Below are 21739 nucleotides of genomic sequence, written 5' to 3'. Positions count from 1 at the left end.
AAGGCCGCCCGGGGTCAACGAAGTGGTTGGAACCACTGGATGACGGGTCGGAGGCCATGTGGGTCTCCCAGCCCGTTTCCATGTGAGCCTCCTACTCCGTTGCTGGGCCGTGGCGCCGGCGTTTGGCCGGCCGTCGATCCCACGCATATCGTCGAGGCATGCCCCAAGACTGCATCTTCTGTCAGGCCGGGATTTGCGTGATCCACACCCCGGCGAAGCCGGGCCAGTTCGAGGCGTTTCGCATCGTCGTGGCGCAACCCGACGAAGCGGACTGGGGCGTAAAGAAGGACCGGTCCAAAGGACTCAACGTCATCAACTCCATGGTGCTCAACAAGTGCCCGCACCGACCGCTCGTCGTCTTCTACCCGGGATCTGGCGATGACCTGCTCCATGCCTTGTTCGCCACGGCCACCCGCGCCACCCGCTTCGTCTTCGTCGACGTCAACCCCTCACTGGTAGAGAGCTTTGACATGCTGCTGGCCGCACCGCGCGTGGAAAACGGGGCGCGCCTCTCAGGCAAGGAGCTCGGAAAGGCGATGACGCAGCTGAAGATCACGAAGGTCGACCCCAAAAAGGTGGTCGGCTGGAAGTTCGATTTTCGCGATGAGACCCGGATCCTCATCCTCGTCATCGGCGGCTCCAAAAAGTTCCTCGAAGACAACGCGGAGTTTCGCTTTGACGTCTTCTTCGAGAAGGATTTCTGGGAGACCTCGGCCACCAACGATCTCGACTGGGTCCTGCCGCACCTGACGGGAGACGGCCTGTACGTCACGAACACCAGCTATGGCTCGCTCGTCTCGTTCCTTCCGCAGCTCGGCCTCCAGGAAGAGTGCGTCTGCACCCTCAACGGCCCCATGTTCGTATGGCGGAAGACCGGCGTGGGGACGCACGCGAGCAGCGATATCAGAGCCGCCTTGGAGCGGGCGAAGATGGCCGCGCAGATGTTCCTCTACGGGGGAGACCCTGACTACAACGATCTCGATTCACACCTGGAGCTCACCCAGGCCGAGCGCCTTCGCCTGGCCTCGGCGACGCTCCAGGCCGCTTTTGACTCATTGACCCACGCTCAACTCGGTACCCTCGCCCACCGCTGGACTACGAGCCAGACGATCGTCGGCGACATCGGCGTCTTCAGCTCGGCACAACTCGCTGACGCACTGGCCGCCGCCAAACTGGGCAACGTGGACCGCAACATCATGATCACGCTGGCTGCCCGACTCAAACCCCCGAATGCGAAATAAGGAGTGGGATCGCTCGAGGTACATGCGGCTCCACCCTCGCCGCTGCTAAAGGCGGCACACTCGCCTCTTCCGGCTGCGGTGGCAGCGGGTCGGCGGCGAATCCAGGCTGCGGCAACTGATGCAATGTGCAAGCCGCCTCGGTGCGCTGGCGGGGTGGCGCGTGGCATGATGAGCTGCCACCTGCGAGAGGGGTGATGGTGGACTCCACCACGGCAATCAGCGGGTCGACGTCGGCCGGGACGACCCCGGACCGCTATGCGGCCTTCATTTCCTATTCGCATGCCGATGGCGAGCTTGGCGCTTGGCTGCAGAAGCGGCTGGAATCCTACAGGACGCCGAGAGCGCTGGAGGGGCGGGACGTCGGCCGGGGAAGGATCGGACGGCGGATTGGCAAGGTGTTTCGCGACAGGTCTGACCTCGCCGTCGTACCCAATCTGAGGGTCGGAATTCGCGACGCTCTGGAGCGCTCCGACGCCCTGATCGTGCTGTGCTCGCCGAGCTCGGCGGCCAGCGACTATGTCAATGAAGAGATTCGCCTGTTCAAGGAGCTGGGCAAGGGAGACCGGATCTTCCCGGTCATCGCAGCGGGAGAGCCGCACGCCTCGCGCCGCCCGGGTTCGGAGGCAACGCAGGAATGCTTCCCCCGCGCTCTGGTGATGCGGCTGGACGCCCAGGGTGCGGTCTCCTCGGATCTGGACCCGAACGAGCCGATCGCTGCCGACTTCAGGAAGGGTGGCGGCAGCGCGGTCTCGCCCTGCAGCGCGAGGCCGAGACCCGCGCCGCACTGGGCCGGGTATTCGCCGAGCGCGGATGGGACGCCGTCCGGCGCAACGACTATCCGCTGGCCGCCCGCTATGCGCTGGCCGGCATGAAGGCCTCTCCGAAGAACGCCAGCGAATACAGGAATGTGCTGGCAGCCGTGCTCCACTCCGCGAACGACAGCCTCCCGCTCGTGGGTCACGAGAAGGGGATCTCGGCGGCGGCGTTTGCAGGCGAGAAGCATGTGGTTGTGACCACCTCGTTCGACGGGAGCCTTCGGCTGTGGGATGCACAGACAGGACAGCAGCGGGTCCAACTCCGCGATGGTGACAAGCCGCTGTCGGTCGCGGCGTTCAGTCAGGACGGGAAGCTTGCCGTGACCGGTTCCCCCGACGGATACCTGCGCGGATGGAACCTCGAGGAGCGACGACTGGCCTGGAGTGCGAGAACGGGCCAGCAGCGCGTCGCGAGCATCGTTCTCAACCATGACGCGTCGATGATCGCGACGGTTTCCAACGACAAGACGATGCACCTCTGGCGCACCGGCGAAAGCGAGCCAGTCGTGGAACTCGATGGCGTGTCGTCGGTCCGCGGAGCCGTTGCGTTCAACCATGACGGAACCCGCCTCTCGACGGCTTCGAGCGAGGGCACGCGGATCTGGTCAATTGCCGAGGGCGCGGAGAAACGCTTCCTTGCCGTCAAGGGAGCCAAAGCCCTCTTGAGCCAGTTCAGCCCGGATGGAAGCCGACTCGCAACGACCTGGAGCGACCGGCGTGTGCGACTCTGGGACAGCGACAGTGGCCTGGAGATCGCTACGCTCTCGCAACACGCAGCGATGGTTAACGTCGTCGCTTTCAGCCCAGACGGTTCCCGGCTCGTAGCGGGCACAAGGGACGGCATTGTGCGCATCGCCACGCGGGCTCAGTCCGGCCCGGAGCGTTGGAGCGACGCGCTGACGCTCGGCGGTCATACCGACAATATCAGCAGCCTCGCCTTCAGCCTGGACGGCAGCCGCATCCTCTCGGCCTCCACGGATGGCTCTGTAAGGCTGTGGGACGCGACCAGCGGACACGAGATCGCTGTCCTGCGGGGCCACACACACTCTGTGAACTCAGCGGCGTTCAGCACGGATGGAGAGCAGGTCGTGACCGCATCGACTGACGGCTCGGCGCGGATCTGGACCGCGGACGGCCGCGAAGAGGGCCTCTTCCGAGGAAAGCCCCAGAGCCTCCTCGTGGCGGCGCTGAGCCCAGACGGCGGTCGAGCGGCGCTGGCCGCCCGATCCGGGCCAGCGGTCGTCTGGGACCTTTCAGGCCGGGACAAGCCCGTTGTGCTTGGCGAATCCGTCGGCCCGGTCACGGCGCTTGTGTTCGCCCCGGACGGGAAGAGCCTCGTGACCGGGACGGTCAACGGCGCCGTGACTGTCTGGGACGTCTCCAGCGGCGGCAGCATCGCCACGCTCCGCGGACATGGCTCCCGCATCGGGTTCGCCGGCTACAGCGCGAAGGGAGACAGGATTGTGACGGCCTCCTTCGACGGGACTGCGCGCGTCTGGGACGCCAGCGACGGCCGCGAGCACTGGGTTCTGCGCAGCGACTCTCGCGAGCTCTGGGCGGCGGGCATGAGCACCGACCGGCGGCGGCTCGTCACCGGCTCGGACGATGGGGTGGTGCGCCTATGGGACCTCGAGAGTGGGGCGTTGGTGCGTGTGCTGCGGGGTCATGTCAGCGCCATATTTCACGCGGAATTCAGTCCGGACGGCGGGCGGGTGGCCACGGCCTCGTTGGACGGCAGCGTTCGGGTCTGGGATGCGGAGTCCGGCAAGGCCCTGGCAGTCTTCGATCGTGACGAAGGCGGAATGCGTTACGCCGCCTTCAGCCCGAACGGGAAGCGCCTTGTGACCGCTCCCGTTCAAGCGGCTGCGCGGATCTGGGATGCGGAGAAGCTGTCGGAGATTGCAACGCTGCGCGGGCACACTGATGTGATTCAGAGCGTCGTCTTCAGCGCGGATTCCTCGCGGGTGCTCACCAGCTCGGCCGATGGCACGACAAGGACCCGAGCGCCCTGCCTCTCCCGAGGCCCCGCCCTCCGCCCTCCTTTCCTCGCGGCATGGCTTAGCCCCACACACGGTTCGGCGCGTTCATGCCGACTTTATATCGTGGAGCGTTCTCCCCGGACGGACGGCGCCTGGCCTCTGCAGGGGTGGGAAAACATGTACTCCTCCTCAGGGCCCTCCTTCTCCCCCGCTTGACCAGGGGCGCGATCCAGGAATAAGTGTTTTCCACAAATTAACTGAAAATCACCTCTGCCCGTCGGAGGCCGCGCCTGTCAATCCTCCAGGCCTGGAAGGAGCAAAAATGCGGCTGGCCAGCATTCTCCTGGTAGGGATGCTCCTGACTCTCGCGGGGTGTGAGCTGCCGCTCGAGAGCGAATCCCCAAAACCGGTCGTCGCAGTATCAACGGGCCAGAAGCTGAGGGTGGGCAAGCTGATCAAGACGCCCCACGCCCTGCCTGGCCGCTACATCGTCGTGCTGGAGGACAAGAACGTCCCTCGGGCCCAGGTCGACAAGCTGGCAGGGGACATCGCCAAGGCGCACGGGGCCCGTCTCCACCACGTGTTCCGCCACGCCCTCAAGGGGTTCTCCGTCTCCATGACCGAGGCTGCCGCCTACGCCCTCGCCGCGGATCCGCGCGTTCGCTACGTGGAGGAGGATGCCGAGGCCTCCCTGGGCGACACCCAGAGCAACGCCCCCTGGGGTCTGGATCGCATTGATCAGCGCCACCTGCCGCTGGACACCGTCTACACCTACGGCGCCACGGGCAGCGGGGTGAATGCCTACATCCTGGACACCGGCATCCGCATCACCCATGCCGAGTTCACCGGCCGCGCGTTCTCGGGCTTCAACGCCTTCAACGATGGCACCGGCACCAACGACTGCAACGGCCACGGAACCCACGTGGCGGGCACCGTGGGCGGCACCACCTGGGGCGTGGCCAAGAACGTGAAGCTGCATGCCGTCCGTGTGCTGGGCTGCGGCGGAACGGCCCCCTGGTCGGTCATCATCGCCGGCGTGGACTGGGTGACGACCCACCACGTGAAACCGGCAGTGGCCAACATGAGCATCGGTGGCGGGGCGATGCAGTCGGTGGACGACGCCATCACCGCCTCCATCAACGCGGGGGTGGTGTACGCCATCGCGGCCGGCAACAACAGCTGGGACGCATGCCTCTACTCGCCAGCGCGCACGCCGCTGGCCATCACCGTGGGAGCCACCACCCACACCGACGAGCGCTCCGGCTTCTCCAACTACGGCGCTTGTGTGGACCTCTTCGCCCCTGGCTCGGACGTCCTCTCGACCTGGCACGCCAGCGACACCGCCACGGGCACCCTCAGCGGCACCTCCATGGCCACCCCACACGTGGCCGGCATGGCGGCCCTCTACCTGGAGGAGAATCCCACCGCGACGCCGCAGGCGGTGCTGGAGGAGCTGACGGCTCGGGCCGCGCCGGGCCAGGTGATCAACCCGGGCTCCGGCTCGCCCAACTTGCTGCTCTATGCCGGCTGCCCGGTGCAGGGAGACTCGACGCCGCCCCAAGTGACACTCACGGCACCTGGGGGAGGCGCCCCGCTCACAGGCACCGTGACGCTCACGGCCGAGGCCACGGACGACACCGGCATGAAGAAGGTGGAGTTCTCCGTGAATGGGAGCCTCGTCGGCACCGATAACAGCGCCCCCTTCGAGGTCGTGTGGAACAGCGCAGGAGCCAGCAACGGCCCCGCCGTCCTGACTGCGAAGGCCTATGGCCTGGGTTGCAACACGGCCTTCAGCGCTGGCGTCCATGTGACACTCGACAATGGGGGCAATGCCACCTTCGACGTGGCCCTGGGAGCCCCTGCGTGCACCACCGTCGGCAGCCAGTGCGACACGGTGGGGCTGGTGGCGGGCCGTGGCACCGTCGGCCCCGAGCTCCACTCACCGAACACGCTGGGGGGGACCTGCGCAGACGGCTCCTCCGGCACCTGGCAGAGCAGCCCCTCGCTGGAACGGCTGAGGGTGTTCCGCCCGGATGGCACTCTCCTGGCCGGTGGCAAGCAGGTGCGCATCGAGGCCTCCCTGTGGGCCAGCAGCGACTTCGCCAACGAGCGGCTGGACCTCTACTCCGCTCCCGATGCCACCAGCCCCACGTGGACCTTGATGACCACGCTCAGCCCGGGTGGCAGCGGCCGCCAGGTGCTGGCGACGGACTTCGTCCTGTCTGCAGGCAGCCTCCAGGCCGTGCGCGGCGTCTACCGCAGCGGAGACACCCCCGCCTCCTGTTCTCCCGGCACGCTCGACGACCATGACGACGTCATCTTCGTCGTCGGGAGCGAGACGGACACTTCGCCGCCGACCGCAACCCTCACCGCCCCGGCTGACGGCGCCACGGTGTCCGAGACCCTCCACCTCAGCGCCTCGGCCCACGACAACTTCTCCGTGACGCAGGTGGAGTTCTTCGTCGGGGAGACGCTAATCGGCAGCGATACCACCGTTCCCTTCAGTGTCCCCTGGAACACCTGGAGCGTGCCCAACGGCTCCGCCTCGGTGACGGCACGGGCCTGGGACGCCGCCGGCTCCTCCTCTCCCTCCGCGCCCGTCACGGTGCTGGTGGACAACGATCGCACCGCGCCTGACGTGGCTGTGACCTCCCCGGCGGAGGGCGTCCCTGTGGAGGGCACCGTCACCCTTCAGGCCTCCGCCACCGACGCCCGCTCTGCCATCTCCAAGGTGGAGTTCCATGTGGACGGCGTCCTGCTGAGCACCGACACCTCCGCTCCCTACAGCGCAGCCTGGAGCACGCTCCTGGTGGCCAACGGCAGCCACACGCTGACCGCCAAGGCCTACGATGGACCCGGCAACGAGGGTACCAGCAGCCCCGTCACCGTCCTCGTCGACAACGACCTCACGGCTCCGGGGGTGGCGCTCACCCAGCCCACGGACGGCTCCGTGGTGCAGGGAGGGGTCACGCTCGAGGTCAGTGCCACCGACAACCGGGGAGTCTCCCGGGTGGACTTCTTCCTGGGTACCACGCTGCTGGGGAGTGACTCGACGGCTCCCTTCACCCTCACCTGGGAGACGGGAGCCTTGCTGAACGGTGGCTACACCCTGTCCGCCAAGGCCTACGACCCGGTCGGCAATGCGGGCACGAGCAGCCCCGTCACCGTGTCGGTCTCCAATCCTGGCAATGCGTCCTATGATCTGACGCTGAAGGTGCCCCGATGCAGCGCGATCTCCAGCAAGTGTGACAGCCTCACGCTGGCGCAGGGACGAGGGACTGCCTACCCCGAGCTGAACGCTCCCAACACGATCAACAACTCCTGCGCAGATGGAAACGCCCTGTCCTACCCCTACCTCGACACGATCGACCGCATCCGCGTGGTACGCGCGGACGGGACATCCCTTGCGGAGGGCAAGAAGGTCCGCATCGAGGTGGACGTCCGGGCCACCAACAACCGGTCGCTGCACCTGTACTTCGCAGCGAATGCCGCCAGTCCGCAGTGGACGTACCTGACGACCTTCACCATGGACGCCTCCGGTGCACGCACCCTCACCGCGGAGTACATCCTCCCGTCCGGGAGCCTGCAGGCAGTGCGCGGGAACCTCATGACCAGCAGCACCGCCTCGCCCTGCAGGGTCAGCTTCTATTCCACGGACGACCGGGATGATCTCGTCTTCCCCGTCGGCCAGGAGACGGACACTATCGCTCCCACGGTGACGCTGACCTCTCCGGCCGCAGGCTCCACCGTGGCCGCCGGGTGGGTGCCAGTCACCGCCAGCGCGGACGACCACTTCGGTGTGACGATGGTGGAGTTCTATGCGGGAGCGACCCTGATCGGGACGGACACCTCGGCGCCTTACAGCGCGATCTGGTCCTCCCAGACGACCCCCGCAGGCACCTACACGCTCGTCGCGAAGGCGTACGACGCGGCGGGCAACTCCAGCACGTCCGAGGCCGTCATCACCCTGGACAATGACTCCGTTGCCCCGAGTGTGACTTTCACCTCGCCGCAGGACGGAGAGACAGTGAGCGGCCTGGTGGCCCTCACGGCCTCGGCCTCGGACGATCGGGGAGTGACGCGAGTGGAGTTCTACCGAGGCACCACTCGCCTCACGACCGACTCCACTGCGCCGTACAGCTACACCTGGAACACCACGAGCGTGACCCCGGGCACCTACACACTGAGCGCGCGGGCCTTTGACCTGGCCGGGAACATGGGGACCTCCTCCACGGTGACGGTCACCGTCGTCCCCGAGACGGTCGCGCCCACGGTGTCCATCACCTCACCCGCTGCGGGCGCCACTGTGTTCGGGGTGGTGCCGATCACCGCCACCGCGACCGACAACTTCGGGGTGACGAAGGTGGAGTTCTACGCGGGAGCGACCCTGCTCGGGACGGACACCTCGGCGCCCTACAGCATGAGCTGGTCCACCACGACGAAGCCGGACGGCAGCTACACGCTCATCGCGAAGGCGTACGACGCGGCGGGCAACTCCAGTACGTCCGAGGTGGCCGTCGCCTTGGACAATGACACCGATGCCCCGAGCGTGACCCTCACCTCGCCTCAGGGAGGGCAGACCGTGAGCGGAGCGGTGGTCCTCACGGCCTCGGCCTCGGACGATCGGGGAGTGACGCGGGTGGAGTTCTACCGAGGCAGCACCTTCCTCGGATCCGACACCAGCGCGCCGTACAGCTACAACTGGAACACCACGTCCATTGCCTGGGGTACCTTCACGCTGAGAGCCGTCGCCGTTGATGCGGCTGGCAACTGGGGCACCGCCGCCACCGTGACCGTGACCGTGGACAACTGATGAGGAGCTTACGGAAAAGGAATCGCGGTCCGCCGCGCCTTTACGGACAGCGTGCTGATACGTACTTTGCAGTCGCGGCCCTCAGTGCACAAAGATGTCCCAGTACGCGCCCCAGCCCGGCTGATCGAAGTAGGTGTTCCCGATTCCCCACGTCGCGCTCGTGGTGTTGGTGAACTTCGTGATCGACACGTGGCCCACCCCCGGCTCATACCGGAAGACCTCGTCGATCCCGTCGCCGTTCAGATCCCCCAGGCTGTTCTCGCGGTTCGCTCCCCAGGACGTGATGCCGCTGCTGTCGTAGCGCTCATACCGGGACATGAGGTCGGCAGAGAACTGCTCGACGATCACCCGCCCCGTCGAGGGTTGATACCGGAAGAGCTCGTCTGCTCCACCGTTCAGATCGCCTGTCATCAGCGTCCAGCCTGCTCCCAGGTTGGCGCGATGCTTGTCGTCCCAGCCCCAGGGCGTCGTTGACGGGTTGAATGTGTAGAGGGCGAAGTCCCCGCTGCTGGGGTTGTAGCTGATCAGCTCCTCGGCCCCCGTCCCGTTGAGGTTCCCGAAGCTCAGCACGCGGTTGAGGCCCCAGCTCGTCCCGATGTCGGCGCTGTCGAAGACCTCGGTCCGGGTCCACTCGTTCTCGATGACGAGCCGGCCCGTGCTCGGCTGGTACCGGACGACCTCGTCGTCACCGTCGCCGTTCATGTCGGCGGTGTAGATGTTCCACCCGGCCCCCACCGACCAGCTCATGGAAGAGAAGCTCCACGTCGACGCGGTGGTGTTGGTGAACCGGTAGTAGTCGAGATCGCCAGACGCCGGGTCGTAGCTCACGACGTTCTCGTAGGCCTTTCCCTCTATCTTGCCGAAGGCGAACTTCCGATTCGAGCCCCCCCAGCCAGAGCCGTCATACGCGCTCGGCGAGATGAGTCCTGACACCGAGGAGTTGAACCGCGTCACGACGACACGGCCGTAGCCGCTGTAGCGGAAGACGTCCTTGTCCCCGTCACCGTCGAGATCCGCGAAGTGGTTCTGCCAGTGGGTAGCCCACGCGCCATTGCCTGAGTCGTACTTGTTCGACACCCCCGTCAGGCTGGTCATGTTCGTGACGATGACGCGACCATTCACCGGATCGTACCGGAAGATGTCGGCGTAGCCGTCCGTGTTCAGCTTCAGCTTGTCCCCGCCAGCCGAGTTGTCCCCGGCGACGCAGCGCTTGAGCGACTTGCCGGTGTGATCCTGCCCCGCAGGCAGATCCGGCCCGCAGTCGAAGCGCGCACCATAGGCGTCGTCGAAGGGGACGTCCGAGGCACATCCATGCTGTGAGTGCACCTCGATGTGGATGTGCGCGTAGCCACCGTTCGTGCTGTTCGGGGCGTTGACCGTCCCGATGGTCTGGCCGGCCGAGACGCGGGCGCCAGTTCCGACCGAGCGCGTCATGTGGCCGAGCTCAGTGCTGCCGCCCTGGTCGAGGTCGATGCACAGGTAGTCTGCTCCGACGTACCGGACGACGCCGCTGCCGGGAGACGTGACGGTCCTCCCGCTCGCAGCGCTGGCATACGTGGGGTCGCACCCCTGCGTGCCGGAGCGGGCCACGTAGGTCGACAAATCGAGCGAGTAGCCGCTGCCGTGCGACACGCCCCGGTAGCCCTGGCAGATGTACCAGGTCTCGCCGGCAGGGAATGGCATCAGGAACGGCTGAGGCAAGGCACTCGCCGTGCCCCCCCATGTCAGCAGCAGAGCTGTCACGACGGGGAGCACGCGCTTCACCACGTCAGCAGTTGGGGAGACCCTTGCCATCGCATTGCCTCGACTGGGTTGAGAGCTGTTGGGATTGCTCCGCTTTTCTCGGATTCTAGCTTAATAAGAAATTCATACATAAGCCGTCAACCTGAAAAGCCGGAAAATTCCGGGCCGGGCCTAACTGGCCGAGCGTGTTGAAGACCTGGGAGAACATTGCCGTCATGCCCCTGCGTGTCCTGCTGCTCGTCTCGTGCCTCTGGCTGGCGTGCGCCACTCCCGCACCGCGCCCCCTCTCCACTGCGTCCACTGCCGCCTCCGCCGAGCCCGAGCTGGTGCTGGTGGAGAGCAGCCCGGTGGAGACCTCCCTGGACCACGCGGACATCCCAGATGCCTGGCGTGTGTGGCCGGAGATGATCGGCGCGGCCACTCGCACCCTGGAGATCGAGCAGTTCTACGTGAGCAATGCGCCGAACAGCCGCCTGGAGCCCGTCATCCAGGCCATCGAGGCCGCCGCGGATCGGGGCGTGCGCGTGCGGCTGCTCGCCGAGGAGAAGTTCTTCAAGCAGTACCCGGAGACACAGGAGCGGCTGGCGGCCCGCCGCATCGAGGTGCGCCGCCTGGACACGGCCCAGTCCCTGGGTGGCGTCCAGCACGCCAAGTACTTCATTGTGGACGGGCGCGAGGCGTTCCTCGGCAGCCAGAACTTCGACTGGCGCGCGCTCGAGCACATCCAGGAGCTGGGCCTGCGCGTGCGCGTGCCCGAGGTGGTACGGGCCCTCGGCGCCGTCTTCGAGTACGACTGGGCGCTGGCGGCCGGCTCCCCACCTGCCGCTCCCTCTCCGGGGCCTGCTGGGACGGTGGGGCCCGGCCCTTTCCCCGCGCGCTTCGATGGAGAGACAGTGCAGGTGACGCCCGCCTTCAGCCCCCGGGGCCACCTGCCAGAGCCGGCCATGTGGGATCTGCCTCGGCTGGTGGAGCTCATAGACGGGGCGAAGCGCTCCGTGCGAGTGCAGCTCCTCAACCACCGGGCCAAGAGCCGGGATGGGAGTGAGTTCCGCGAGCTGGAGGACGCGCTGAAGCGGGCCGCCGCGCGCGGGGTCAGAGTCGAGCTGATGGTGGCGGACTGGAGCAAGCGCCCAGGCACCATCGAGGGGCTGCAGGCGCTCCACGCCCCGCCGGGCCTCACCGTGAAGCTCGTCACCATTCCGCGCTGGTCCGGCGGCTTCATCCCCTTCGCGCGCGTGGTGCACGCCAAGTACCTGGTGGTGGACGGTGAGGCCTCCTGGCTGGGCACGAGCAACTGGGAGGCCGACTACTTCTTCCGGACGCGCAACGTGGGCCTCATCGTCGAGGGCGCGGCCTTTGCCCGCCAGCTGGAGCGCTTCTTCTCGGACACCTGGAGCAGCCCCTACGCGGCCGAGGTGGATCCGCGAGCAACCTATACGCCGCCCGCCATCTCCAGCGAGCCGTAGCCCCCTCGCTCGCGCACCTGTCCCTCTCGGCTCAGCCCGTTTCCAGGCAAGGAGGCGATCGTCCGTCCCTGCTTGAAGTCTTCCAGGGGGGCGGCTTCCGGATCGGAGGCTTAGCCTTCCGCGAGGGACTGATGGGACTCTCCGTGGAGCACCGCCGTGAAAACTCGCTCTGGCACTCGCTCGGGTTCAGGGCGCTCGTGCTGGGGGGGATGTTCTTTGCGCTCGGCCAGATCGCGAATGTGTTCGTCTTTCCTCCCGCCCCCAACGCCGTGCTCTGGCTTCCGGGCGGCCTCTCGCTTGCCTTCCTGCTGAAATCCCCACCGCGAGAATGGCCTGTCCTGCTGGCCGCCATCTCTCTGGGCGAGTTCGCCTCCGTGCTCTCTCATGGGGCCGGCACCCCCTGGGGCACCGCCCTCCTGTGGAGCCTGGGCAACTGCCTGCGGGCCCTCTCCGGCGCCTGGCTGATGCGACGCTTCGTGGGTACCTCCATCCGACTCTCCCGCAGCTGGGAGGTGGCCGGGCTGTTCCTCTTCGGAGGCCTGGTGAGCCCCGTGGCCAGCGCCTTGCTGGGGATGCTCGGCCTCCTCTTCTGGATCGGACCCTTCTCCTTCGTGGCCTACTTCGGGAGCTGGTGGCTGAGCGATGGGCTGGGCACGCTCCTGGTGGCACCGCTGCTGCTGACGTGGCCTCCCTCGCTGCTTCGGCGGCAGCGACTGCGCTTCCTCGGGGAGCTCGGGGCGACGCTGGCCGTGACGGCGCTGGGTGTGCACTTCATCTTCGGACACCCCGCTCCCACCGGAGTCTGGGCCTCGCTGGCCTACGTCAGCTTCGTCTTCGTCCTGTGGGGAGCGCTGCGGCTGGGGCCCGTCGGCGCGGCGAGCAGCTCGGCGGTGGTTGCCTTCTTCGCGCTCTGGCACACCACCCTCGGGCGCGGGCCCTTCGGCAACCTGGCCGCTCCGCTGCCCCAGAAGGTCCTCACCCTTCAGGTGTTCCTGGCCCTCCTCGGCCTCATGGCACTGACATTGGCGGCGGTGGTCTCCGAGCGGCGGCGGACGGAGCAGCTCCAGCAGCTCCTGGTCGAGGCCGGGACGGTGCTCGCCACCTCGCTGGATGTCCGCGAGACGTTTCCGCGCGTGGCGTGCCTCGTCGTGCCGCGGGCGTGCTCCGGGTTCGCGGTGTGGCTGGAGGGCGAGAACGGGCTGCTGGAGCGGGTGGCCCAGGCCGGGTGGAGCGCGGCTCGGGAGGCGCGCGTGCGCGGCACTGTGCCGCCGCTGCCGGCTGCCTCCCGGTACTGGAGCAGCGCGGAAGGCACGGTGGTGCTGGCGCCACTGCGTGTCCGCGGGAACGTCGCGGGGGCTCTCGTGTTCATGCGCGATGCGCGCGCCCGCTTCGAGGAGCGGGCGGAGCTCTCGCTGGCCGAGGATCTGGCCCACCGCTTCGGCATGGCCCTGGAGAATGCGCGCCTCTATACGGAGGCACGAGAGGCCATCGAGGCGCGCAACGAGTTCATCGCCATTGCCGCCCACGAGCTGCGCACGCCACTGTCGGCGCTCGCGCTGCGCATGAGGAGCCTGGAGGGGTTGCTCCAGCGGGAGCAGGCCTCCGCGTGTGCGCGAGAGAAGGTCCACGCGACGTCACGCCAGCTGGGCCGCCTCAGCCAGCTCGTCGAGCGCCTGCTGGACGTGGGGCGCATCACCACCGGACGGCTGGAGCTCCACTGGGAGCAGGTGGACGTGCACGAGCTGGTGGAGCAGGTGGTGGAGTCCTTCACCGAGGAGGCCGCACGAGCCGGCACCCCGCTGCGAGTGGAGGCCGAGGCGGGCCTCACCGCCTGGTGGGATCGAGGCCGTGTCGAGCAGGTGCTCGCGAACCTGCTGGCGAACTCGCTCAAGTTCGGAGCTGGGCACCCCATTGAGATCGGCGTCACGGGCCTGGGCCCGTGGATACGCATCGCGGTAACGGACCACGGGATCGGCATCGCCCCGGAGGCCCTGGAGCGCATCTTCGAGCGCTTCGAGCGGGTGGTGTCCTCCCGCAGGTACGGAGGGCTGGGCCTGGGGTTGTTTCTCGCCCGGCAGATCGCCGAGTCCCACGGCGGGACGATCCACGTCGAGAGCCACCCGGGGGAGGGATCCACCTTCGTGCTGCAGCTCCCGGCGCGGCAGCAGCCCGAAGCCGAGGCGGCGACGGGGCACCCTCCCCCGTCCTGAGCTGGGACTCGCTCAGGGCGCGGGCTGCCCGTCCGGCCGTTCCCGACCCGGGCGCGTTGGGCGCCGCTCCTCACGCCGCAGCGCTTCGTACTGCGCCTGCTGCGGCTCGCTGAGGACCTTCTTCATCGCCTCGTCCGTCTGCCTCTGCACCGCGCGCAGCTCCCGCTGGACGTCCCGCTGGTTCTTGCTCCCCGCGCTCAGCTCACTGAGCAGGGCCTGACGGCGCGTGTCCTCTTCCTGCATCCGGCGCTGGAGCTCCTGCTCCTGGCTGTAGTTCAGGCCCGCCTCGGAGACGAACTTGCGCAGGCGCTCGGGGCGCCCGGGCTGCGGCTGGGTCTGCGCCTGGATCCACCGCTGTTGCCGCGCATCTTGCTGCTCGGTCCGCATCTCGTCCTGGACGGAGCGCACCGCAGCCTTGAGGTAGTCGCGGCCTCCCTCGGAGTACAGCGCCTCGCCCGCCACCAGGCTCCGCACCTCCGTCTTGAGCTGCTCCAGCTCCTGGGCCAGCGCCACCGGGGCCTCGCTGCCCACCGCGCCGCCGCTCCCCCCTGAGGCCACGGGCCGCCGCTCGATGGCCATCACCCGGCTGGACAGGCTCACCAGCGTGTCCTCCAGGGCCCTCACCCGCTTCTCGAGCGCCTGCACGTCCTGAGGAGCGGTGGTGGACGGCCGCTCCTCTCGAGGGGTGGGGACTTCCGCTTCCCGGGGGCCCGAGAGGGCCACTGCGAGTGCGATGACTGCCAGACCGAGCGAAGCAAAGCCGAGGAAGCGGTTCATCATGTCCCCAGAGACGGAGGAAGCCTGCAGCCTATTCCACCCGAGCTCCCGGGCCTGCTCCCAAGTCACACCTGTAGGACACTCACATGGGGCCTCACCGGCCCAGGCGCTTGCGCGAGCGGGTGCGCGCGGCCTCCAGTGCCGAGTCCACAGTGCCCGCCGGCTTCTCCGGTGGAGGCTTCTCGCCGGCCTCGGAGCCTGGCTGCTCAGCCGGAGCTTCCCGAGGGCCCTCCTTTATAGGGGCCGCAGTGCCCGCCATGGCCGGAGCCCCCGCCCCTGCCACCGCGGGAGCCTCCCCTGACCGCGGCGCTGTCGCTGGAGCGGGCTTCCGCAGCCGGGGCGTGGAGAAGAAGCGGCGCACCACCACCTCCGCCAGCAGCACCAGCACGGCGAACCCCACCAGCCACGGCGCGAGCGCCACGCGCCCCTCCGACACCGGGGCGTCCGCGAACAGGCCCGCCATGGACAGCCGCTCCACCCCGCCGCCGACCGCCGCCACCGCGCGCAGGATCTCCATTCCCTCCTTCGGGCTGCCCGGCTCGAACTCCGGCGCGTACGGCAGCGCGACAGGCGGCGCACGCAGAGCCCTCGAGCCCAGCTTCACCACCGGGTGCCACGTGCCGCGCCCCGGCAGCGTGTACTCCGCCGCGAGCCGATCCTCATCCTCCCAGCGCATGGGCAGCTCCACCGGCGCGGAGCTCCCATCGCCCGGGAGCACCACCAGCGTGGGCAGCGCCGTGGGCATCGGCTCCCCGGGCGCCAGATCCAGCGTCACGCGCAGCAGGTTGCCTTGCCGCTCCGACCGCGCCACGGCCTGGCCCTCGGGCTTGCCGCCGCCCGCCATGGACCAGCGCACCATGCTCTCCAGCGCCGCCCGCAGGCCGCTCCACTGGCGCAGCTCGCCGGTGAACTCCCCGTCCACCTCGGCCGTGAAGGCCACCGAGCGCCCTGCCCCTCGCGGCCACAGGGCCAGCAGCGGCGCGGCGTTCTCGTCCAGCGTCCGCAGCGCCACGTTCCCGCGCGGCTTGAGGTAGGTGAGGTTGTAGCCACCCGCCTGCGGCAGCCCCAGGGAGGGCACCTTCCCGAGCAGCTGAAGATCCGGCGCCGCCTCCATGGAGGTGGGCACGTCCACGAAGGCCGAGCGCGCCACCGTGATGGTCTCCTGGCTGAAGATGCGCGGCAGGCTCATCGCGTCCTGGGCGAAGTAGATGCGCCCGCCACCCAGCGCGGCCACCTCCTGCAGCAGCTTCGCGTCCGAGTCCTTCAGCGTGCCGAGCCCGATGACGGACACCGTCACGTTCTCCTTGCGCAGCGCCGAGATCGTCGTCTTGTAGTCGTCCGGCTCCTCGGAGTCCGCCGCGTCCGAGAAGAGCAGCACGTGCCGCGTGGCCTTGTCGCTCTGGAGGATCTCCTTCTTCCCCGTGCGCAGCGCCTCGCCCACGAAGATGCCGCCGCCCCCGCTGAAGCCGCGCGCCACCTTGTTCAGCGGGAGCCCCTCGCTCACCGGGCTCAGAGGGAAGATCTCGTGGCTCTGGGTGTCCACCATGTGGACGGAGGCCTCGTCGTGCTCGTTGAGGAGCGTGAGCGCGCCCACCACGCCCTCGGCGGCCACCTCCATCTTCGTGCGCCCATCCGGCACGGTGACGCCCATGGAGCAGCTGCAGTCCATGAGCACGCTCATGGCCAGCGCCGTGCGCCGCTGCTCCTCGCGCAGCTCCAGGGACACCGGCAGCACCGGCTCCAGCGGCGAGCGCCGGAAGCCCCCCTGGCCGAAGCTGTCCCGCCCGCCCGTCATCACCAACCCGCCGCCCGCCTGCTCCACGTAGGAGGCCAGCGCGTTCAGCCCGGGCTCACCCAAGGCATTGGCGTCCACGTTCTCCAGCACCACCGCGGCCACCCCATCCAGCGTGTCCAGTGAGAGGGGGAAGGGCTCGCGCACCTCCAGCCGCATCCCCGCGGCCTCCAGCGCCTGCGCCAGCGTTCCCTTCTGCTGGCGGGTGAGGAGCAGCACCCTCGGCGGGCCCTCCACCCGGAGCACCGCGCGCCCCTCGTCGTTCTCCACCACGCCGTCCCCGGGAGCCTCCACCGTGAGGCGGTAGCTGGCCAGCCCCTCCTTCTCCACCAGGTCCCGGAAGGGCAGCACGTTGGGGCCGGGGCGGAACTCGTAGGGCCCCTTCACCAGGAGCTGGCCACTGCGCTCCAGGCGCACCGTGCCCGTGACGGCGCCCGAGGCGAACACCACCGCGGAGAACTGGAAGGGCTCGCGCGCCGCCACGGCCGAGGGCACGTCCACCGAGACGACAGCCAGATCCAGCGGCACCTCCTCGCGAGCCACCTGGCGGAAGTCCACGGCTATGCCCCGAGCCGCCAGCCGCCGCGCCGCGCCCCGCGCATCCGCTCCCGTGGCCCGTCCGTCCGACACCACGAGCACGCGGCCCGTGCGCTCCGGAGGAATGAGCCCGGCCGCCGCATCCAGCGCCGCCGAGAGATCCGAGGCCTCCGCGTCCACCGGCCGGGAGAAGCCACCGAAGGAGCCTGCCGCGCTCAGCGGCTGCTCCACGCGTGCCTCACGCCCGAAGGAGATGACGCCCAGCCTGTCCCCGGGTCGGCGCTGCGCCTCCAGCAGGTTCACCAGCTCCAGCGCGATCCGATCGGAGTCCAGCGGCATGGAGCGCGAGCGATCCACCACCACCACCACATCGCTGCCGGCGTGGCGCAGCACCAGCTCGGGCCCGGCCAGCGCCGCCACGGCGATGACCAGCAGCCCCCATCGCAAGGGCATGGGTGGGCCCGGCCGCGCCCCGAGCTTCCAGAGGAAGAGCCCGAGGGGCACGAGCAGCACCAGCACCTGCGGGAGGGAGAAGCTCATGAAGGTGAGTGGCAGGCACTCTACTACGGCGCCGCGAGATCATCCTCATGCTCGTGCCCGGCACCCACGCTCGGCGCACCATGCGCGTCAGGGACCCAGAGCGGCCGGACAGTCAACACCGCTTCCACATCCATTCTTGTTAGAACGGGAACCCGCGGCAGGCCGGGCACAGTCACCTGCCGCGGGCCCCGAGTTCGCTAGTTCACCTTGATCACGATCGTGCCGTCGGGCTTCACGGTGACTTCGATCTTGGGGTTCTTCGCGCCGCCCACGACAGCCCGCAGCTGCTCGGGCTCGAGCTCGATCAGGGACTGTCCGCTCGAAATCATCAACGAGCTCCCGGCGGAGGTACCTTCACGACGCTCGATGTGCTTGTCCTGGTTCTTGATGCTCATGGCTTGTCTCCTTCGACGACGTTGGGGGTCATCAAGAAGGAGAGCGCAGGGCGGGCCTGTGACAGCAGACCCGGGTCATCCTGCCTGCTCCGCGGCCAGGCGCCTACAGGGAGCTCCGATTCGAGCTCCGATTCAGAGCCACTTGTCCAGGCCGGTCCTCACCCAGTTGAACCCATCCTTGAGGTAGTCATCCGGGCCCTTCCCGTGCCCACCGGCCAGATCGATCATCCCGTTCACACCGCGGCGCTTGAGCTGCTCGGTGGTGGCCCCCACATCGTTCACGCCACTGCCCCAGACGGAGATGGACGCGCCCGGGTGCTTCTGGAACTCGCGGATCGCCTCGTCGCTCAGCTTGTCGTAGCGCACCACGAAGTTCACCGGATCCCCGAACTTCTTCGCCTGCTCCACCATCTTGCGCGCCTCGGCGGCGCCCACCTTGCCGTCCGTGGGGGGGTTGATCGCGAGCGTGGCGTTGGGGAACTGCCGGCGGATCTCCGCGCCCCACTGGTTCATGGCGTCAAATCCGAGGTTGAGCATCAGCCGCTCCTCGGGGATCCCCACCTTCTTGATCTCCTGGAGGATCGCCGCCATGTGCTCCGGCTCCTTGACGTCGAGCTTGAGCCCGCGGCCAGAGGCCTTCCCCATCGTCAGCCACTCGTTCAGCGTCAGGTTGTCGCCGCTCTCGTGCTGCTTGTCGTGGCGCATCTCGATGCCGGAGCCGTCGATCTCCAGCCGAATGTCGCCCTCGAACCAGTTCGCATTGCTCTTGAGGGCGTCCTGGAACTGCTCCTTCGTGTTGGTCCGGTGGGCGTTGCGCGCCTCCGAGAGCGGCTGCCCTCGGTGCCAGGTGGTGTCGGGACCCTGGGCCTGGGCCGTGCGAGCGGTCGAGCTACGGGAAGAGACGCGATCGATCATGGCCGAGACACCTGGAGGTGGGGGTACACCTCACATTATCGGCCATTGAGAGAATGAGTTGCGTGCCGGGGGCTCAGGCCTTCTTTTTGCGCCGGGCCGTGCGTGCCGCGGCCTGGGTGCGGACCCGGCGCGTGCCCGTCGCCCGTGTCGCGCGCTGAGGCTGGGTGGCCTCCTCCTCCCGATCGCGAGTGCGCTTGGCGGCCGCGAGGCTCTTCTTCAGCGCCTCCATCAGGTTGGCCGGAGCGGTGTACTCGGGCTCGGCGGTCGGCGAGGGGCGGATCTCCACACCGCCGGCCTTCTGCCGGAGCACCTCCTCCAGCTGCTCGCGGTAGACGTCCCGGTACTTGTCGGGATCGAACGGGGCACTGAGCGACTCGATGAGCTGCTCGGCCGTGGCCAGCTCGCGCGCGTTCACCTTGGGCATGTGAGAGGGCATCCCGTCGATCTGCTCCAGGGGAGTCACCTCGTCCACGCTGTTCATCGTGGAGAGCATCAGCCCCGGCCCGTTGGGCCGCACGGCGCACGTGTACTGCCGCGTGCGCAGCACCACGCGCCCCACCCCGATGCGCCCGGAGCTCTCCAGCGCCTGGCTCAGCAGCGCGTACGCGCGGGCGGCGTTCGTCTCCGGCACCAGGTGGTAGTGCGAGTCGTAGAAGAGCGGGTGGACGTCGTCCGTGGGGACAAAGTCCTCGATGTCGATGGCGTACGTGCCCTTGGGGGCGAGCGCCTTGAGCTCCTCGGGCGTGATGGTGACGTAGGTGCCCTTGCTGATCTCGTAGCCCTTGATGATCTCCTCGTACGGCACCTCGGTGCCCTCGGCCTCGCAGATGCGCTTCTCGCGGATCCGCGCCTTGTCCTTGGCGTGGAGCTGGTGGAAGCGCACGTCCCTCGGGGAGACCGCGCGGTACATCCGTATGGGGACGTTCACGAGGCCAAAGTTGACCGAGCCCTTCCACATGGGGCGTGCCATTCGCCGTCTCCTCTTCCGAAGATCGCGCCGGAGGCCGAAAAATCGGCTCTGGAAGCGATGGGTCGACGTCAGAAAGCTCGATCCGATCCAGCGTCGCGGCAAACCTCGCCGTTGCCATGCCGATCGCCGGGCAAACGACCCTGATCAGCGGATCGCACTGAACCCCGGTTCCGGTGGCTGGCCCCTCACAGCCCGCGGAGGCTGAAGTCCAAGCGGCTCTGCACCAGGCCGAGCAGGCTCTCCACCTCCGGCCCCGCGAGGTTCAGCCGCGAGGAGAGCTCCGCGCGCGTGAGCTCCAGCAGCCGCTCTCGGGCCTGGGCGACCCGGCGGGCCACGCCCGAGCGGGACTCACCGTACATCGCCGAGAGCCGGTCCATGGTGAGGCCGTGCAGGTGGTGCAGGCGCAGCAGGGCGCGGTCCCGCTCGGGCAACACGACCAGCGCCTTCCGGAGCGCCTCGGCCAGCAGCTGCCGCGAGTCCTCCCGCAGCAGCTCGCGCTCCGGATCATTCGAGGACAGCATCCTCGCGAGCACCTCGGGAGGCTCATCGAAGAGCACCTGGCGGCCCTGCTGGCTCGCCAGCTCGCCGACGATGCGCGCGGCGATGATGCGCACCCACGCCAGGAGGGACCCACGAGCCGAGTAGTCGGCGATGCGCGGCGGCGTCTCCCCGCGGCCCACCAAGAGCCGCTGGCGGAGCTCCTGCAGCACGTCATCCACGGTGGACTCCGGGAGCTGACCGAGGCGGTGAGGCACTCTCTGGAGGATGTGCTGCTCGAAGGCCTGGAGGGCCAGGGGCTCCCCTTCGGCACAGGCACAGGCCAGATACAGATCCGCGGTGTGCAGCGTGCGCAGCACGTCTCCGGAGCCCTCGGGCAGGTGGCGGGCCAGGTGCCGCACGAAGCGCTCCAGCCCAAGCGGAACGGAGGGCCACTGCGCCTGTCCCGCCGCGTAGAGCTCGTGCAGGAGCTCCTCGAGCCCCTCCACCTGCTCCAGCGCGGCGCTTCGCCCCTGCGGCACGTGGGCCCGCAGCAGCGCCGAGAGTGCGCCGGGTTCTCGGGCCTTGCTCATGGTGCCTCACCCCGTCGCTGCCAGGCCATCACCTGCCGGAGCTCCACACGCGCTCGCAACCCCAGCGCCTCCATGCTCCCCCGCGCCTCCTCGGCCAGCGCGGCCGCGCGCGCGGGATCCAGGGACGCCCGCTGCTCGCCGAGCGCCCGGGCCAGCAGGAAGGCGGCCCACGCCTCATCGAGCGGATCCCTCGGTGCGCTCGCGTGGAGCCGCCGGGCCCGCTCGAGCAGCGGTGCAGCCTGCTCGGGGGTGCCCAGGGCCAGGTGTCCCTCCGCGAGACAGGCCAGATCCAGCGCGACATCCGGAGCCTCCACGCCCTGCACCCGCTCATCCAGGGCCAGGGCCCGCTGGCAGTGCTCCAGCGCCTTGCGCGGCGCCCCGGTGGCCAGCTCGAGCCGCCCCAGCGGGCGCAGCGCATGGGTGATCGAGGAGCCATCCGGCCCCCCCGCCTTCTCCCAGAGCTGCAGGGCGCGCAT

Annotated in this window: 14 protein-coding genes; 6 read left to right on the top strand and 8 right to left on the bottom strand. The window is 68.6% G+C overall.

Translation table 11 applies throughout. The annotated features are described in order from the left end of the window. Positions 1–158 precede the first annotated feature (158 nt). The 4 genes from VD972_RS41025 (at position 159) to VD972_RS41010 (ending at position 8848) form a co-directional block, all read left to right on the top strand. Entirely contained in the window at positions 159–1241 is a 1083-nt protein-coding gene (locus VD972_RS41025) for a hypothetical protein (protein ID WP_324994739.1), read from the top strand. Between the two features lie 194 nt (positions 1242–1435). Next, entirely contained in the window at positions 1436–2113 is a 678-nt protein-coding gene (locus tag VD972_RS41020; protein WP_324994737.1) for a toll/interleukin-1 receptor domain-containing protein, read from the top strand. Beyond that, complete coding sequence (locus tag VD972_RS41015; protein ID WP_324994735.1) at positions 2110–4251, top strand: hypothetical protein; 2142 nt, start codon at positions 2110–2112, stop codon at positions 4249–4251. The genes VD972_RS41020 and VD972_RS41015 overlap by 4 nt, the downstream gene beginning before the upstream one ends. Positions 4252–4477: 226 nt before the next feature. Beyond that, a complete protein-coding gene (locus VD972_RS41010) occupies positions 4478–8848 on the top strand; it encodes an Ig-like domain-containing protein (protein ID WP_324994732.1) in 4371 nt (1456 codons plus the stop codon). Between the two features lie 81 nt (positions 8849–8929). Here VD972_RS41010 and VD972_RS41005 read toward each other — a convergent pair whose 3' ends face one another. Next, entirely contained in the window at positions 8930–10531 is a 1602-nt protein-coding gene (locus tag VD972_RS41005) for a M23 family metallopeptidase (protein WP_324994730.1), read from the bottom strand. A gap of 275 nt (positions 10532–10806) precedes the next feature. Here VD972_RS41005 and VD972_RS41000 point away from each other — a divergent pair, with 275 nt between their 5' ends. Next, entirely contained in the window at positions 10807–12057 is a 1251-nt protein-coding gene (locus tag VD972_RS41000; protein WP_324994729.1) for a phospholipase D-like domain-containing protein, read from the top strand. Between the two features lie 131 nt (positions 12058–12188). Continuing rightward, positions 12189–14267 (top strand): MASE1 domain-containing protein, encoded by a 2079-nt coding sequence (locus VD972_RS40995; protein WP_324994726.1) that lies wholly within the window; start codon positions 12189–12191, stop codon positions 14265–14267. A gap of 12 nt (positions 14268–14279) precedes the next feature. Here VD972_RS40995 and VD972_RS40990 read toward each other — a convergent pair whose 3' ends face one another. From VD972_RS40990 to VD972_RS40960, 7 genes are all read right to left on the bottom strand, one after another. Next, positions 14280–15047 (bottom strand): hypothetical protein, encoded by a 768-nt coding sequence (locus VD972_RS40990; protein WP_324994724.1) that lies wholly within the window; start codon positions 15045–15047, stop codon positions 14280–14282. A gap of 91 nt (positions 15048–15138) precedes the next feature. Further along, on the bottom strand, positions 15139–17913 hold the full coding sequence (locus VD972_RS40985; RefSeq protein ID WP_324994722.1) for a VWA domain-containing protein: 2775 nt from the start codon (positions 17911–17913) through the stop codon (positions 15139–15141). 197 nt (positions 17914–18110) lie between these two features. Then, positions 18111–18308, bottom strand: coding sequence for a hypothetical protein (locus tag VD972_RS40980; protein WP_324994720.1), 198 nt, complete (start codon positions 18306–18308; stop codon positions 18111–18113). A 132-nt stretch (positions 18309–18440) separates the two neighbouring features. Beyond that, positions 18441–19223, bottom strand: coding sequence for an FAM151A/B family protein (locus VD972_RS40975; protein ID WP_324994718.1), 783 nt, complete (start codon positions 19221–19223; stop codon positions 18441–18443). Positions 19224–19296: 73 nt separating this feature from the next. Further along, the gene (locus VD972_RS40970) at positions 19297–20193 is read right to left on the bottom strand and encodes a Ku protein (protein ID WP_324994716.1); all 897 of its coding nucleotides are present in this window, start codon (positions 20191–20193) and stop codon (positions 19297–19299) included. Between the two features lie 185 nt (positions 20194–20378). Next, on the bottom strand, positions 20379–21263 hold the full coding sequence (locus VD972_RS40965) for a sigma-70 family RNA polymerase sigma factor (protein ID WP_324994714.1): 885 nt from the start codon (positions 21261–21263) through the stop codon (positions 20379–20381). Further along, positions 21260–21739, bottom strand: a 480-nt coding sequence (locus tag VD972_RS40960) for a tetratricopeptide repeat protein (RefSeq protein ID WP_324994712.1), incomplete at its 5' end; no start/stop codon positions are given. The genes VD972_RS40960 and VD972_RS40965, both read right to left, overlap by 4 nt.

Source organism: Hyalangium sp. (genome assembly GCF_035629615.1).
Taxonomy (GTDB): Bacteria; Myxococcota; Myxococcia; order Myxococcales; family Myxococcaceae; genus Hyalangium.
This window is presented reverse-complemented; position numbering and strand designations above follow the sequence as displayed.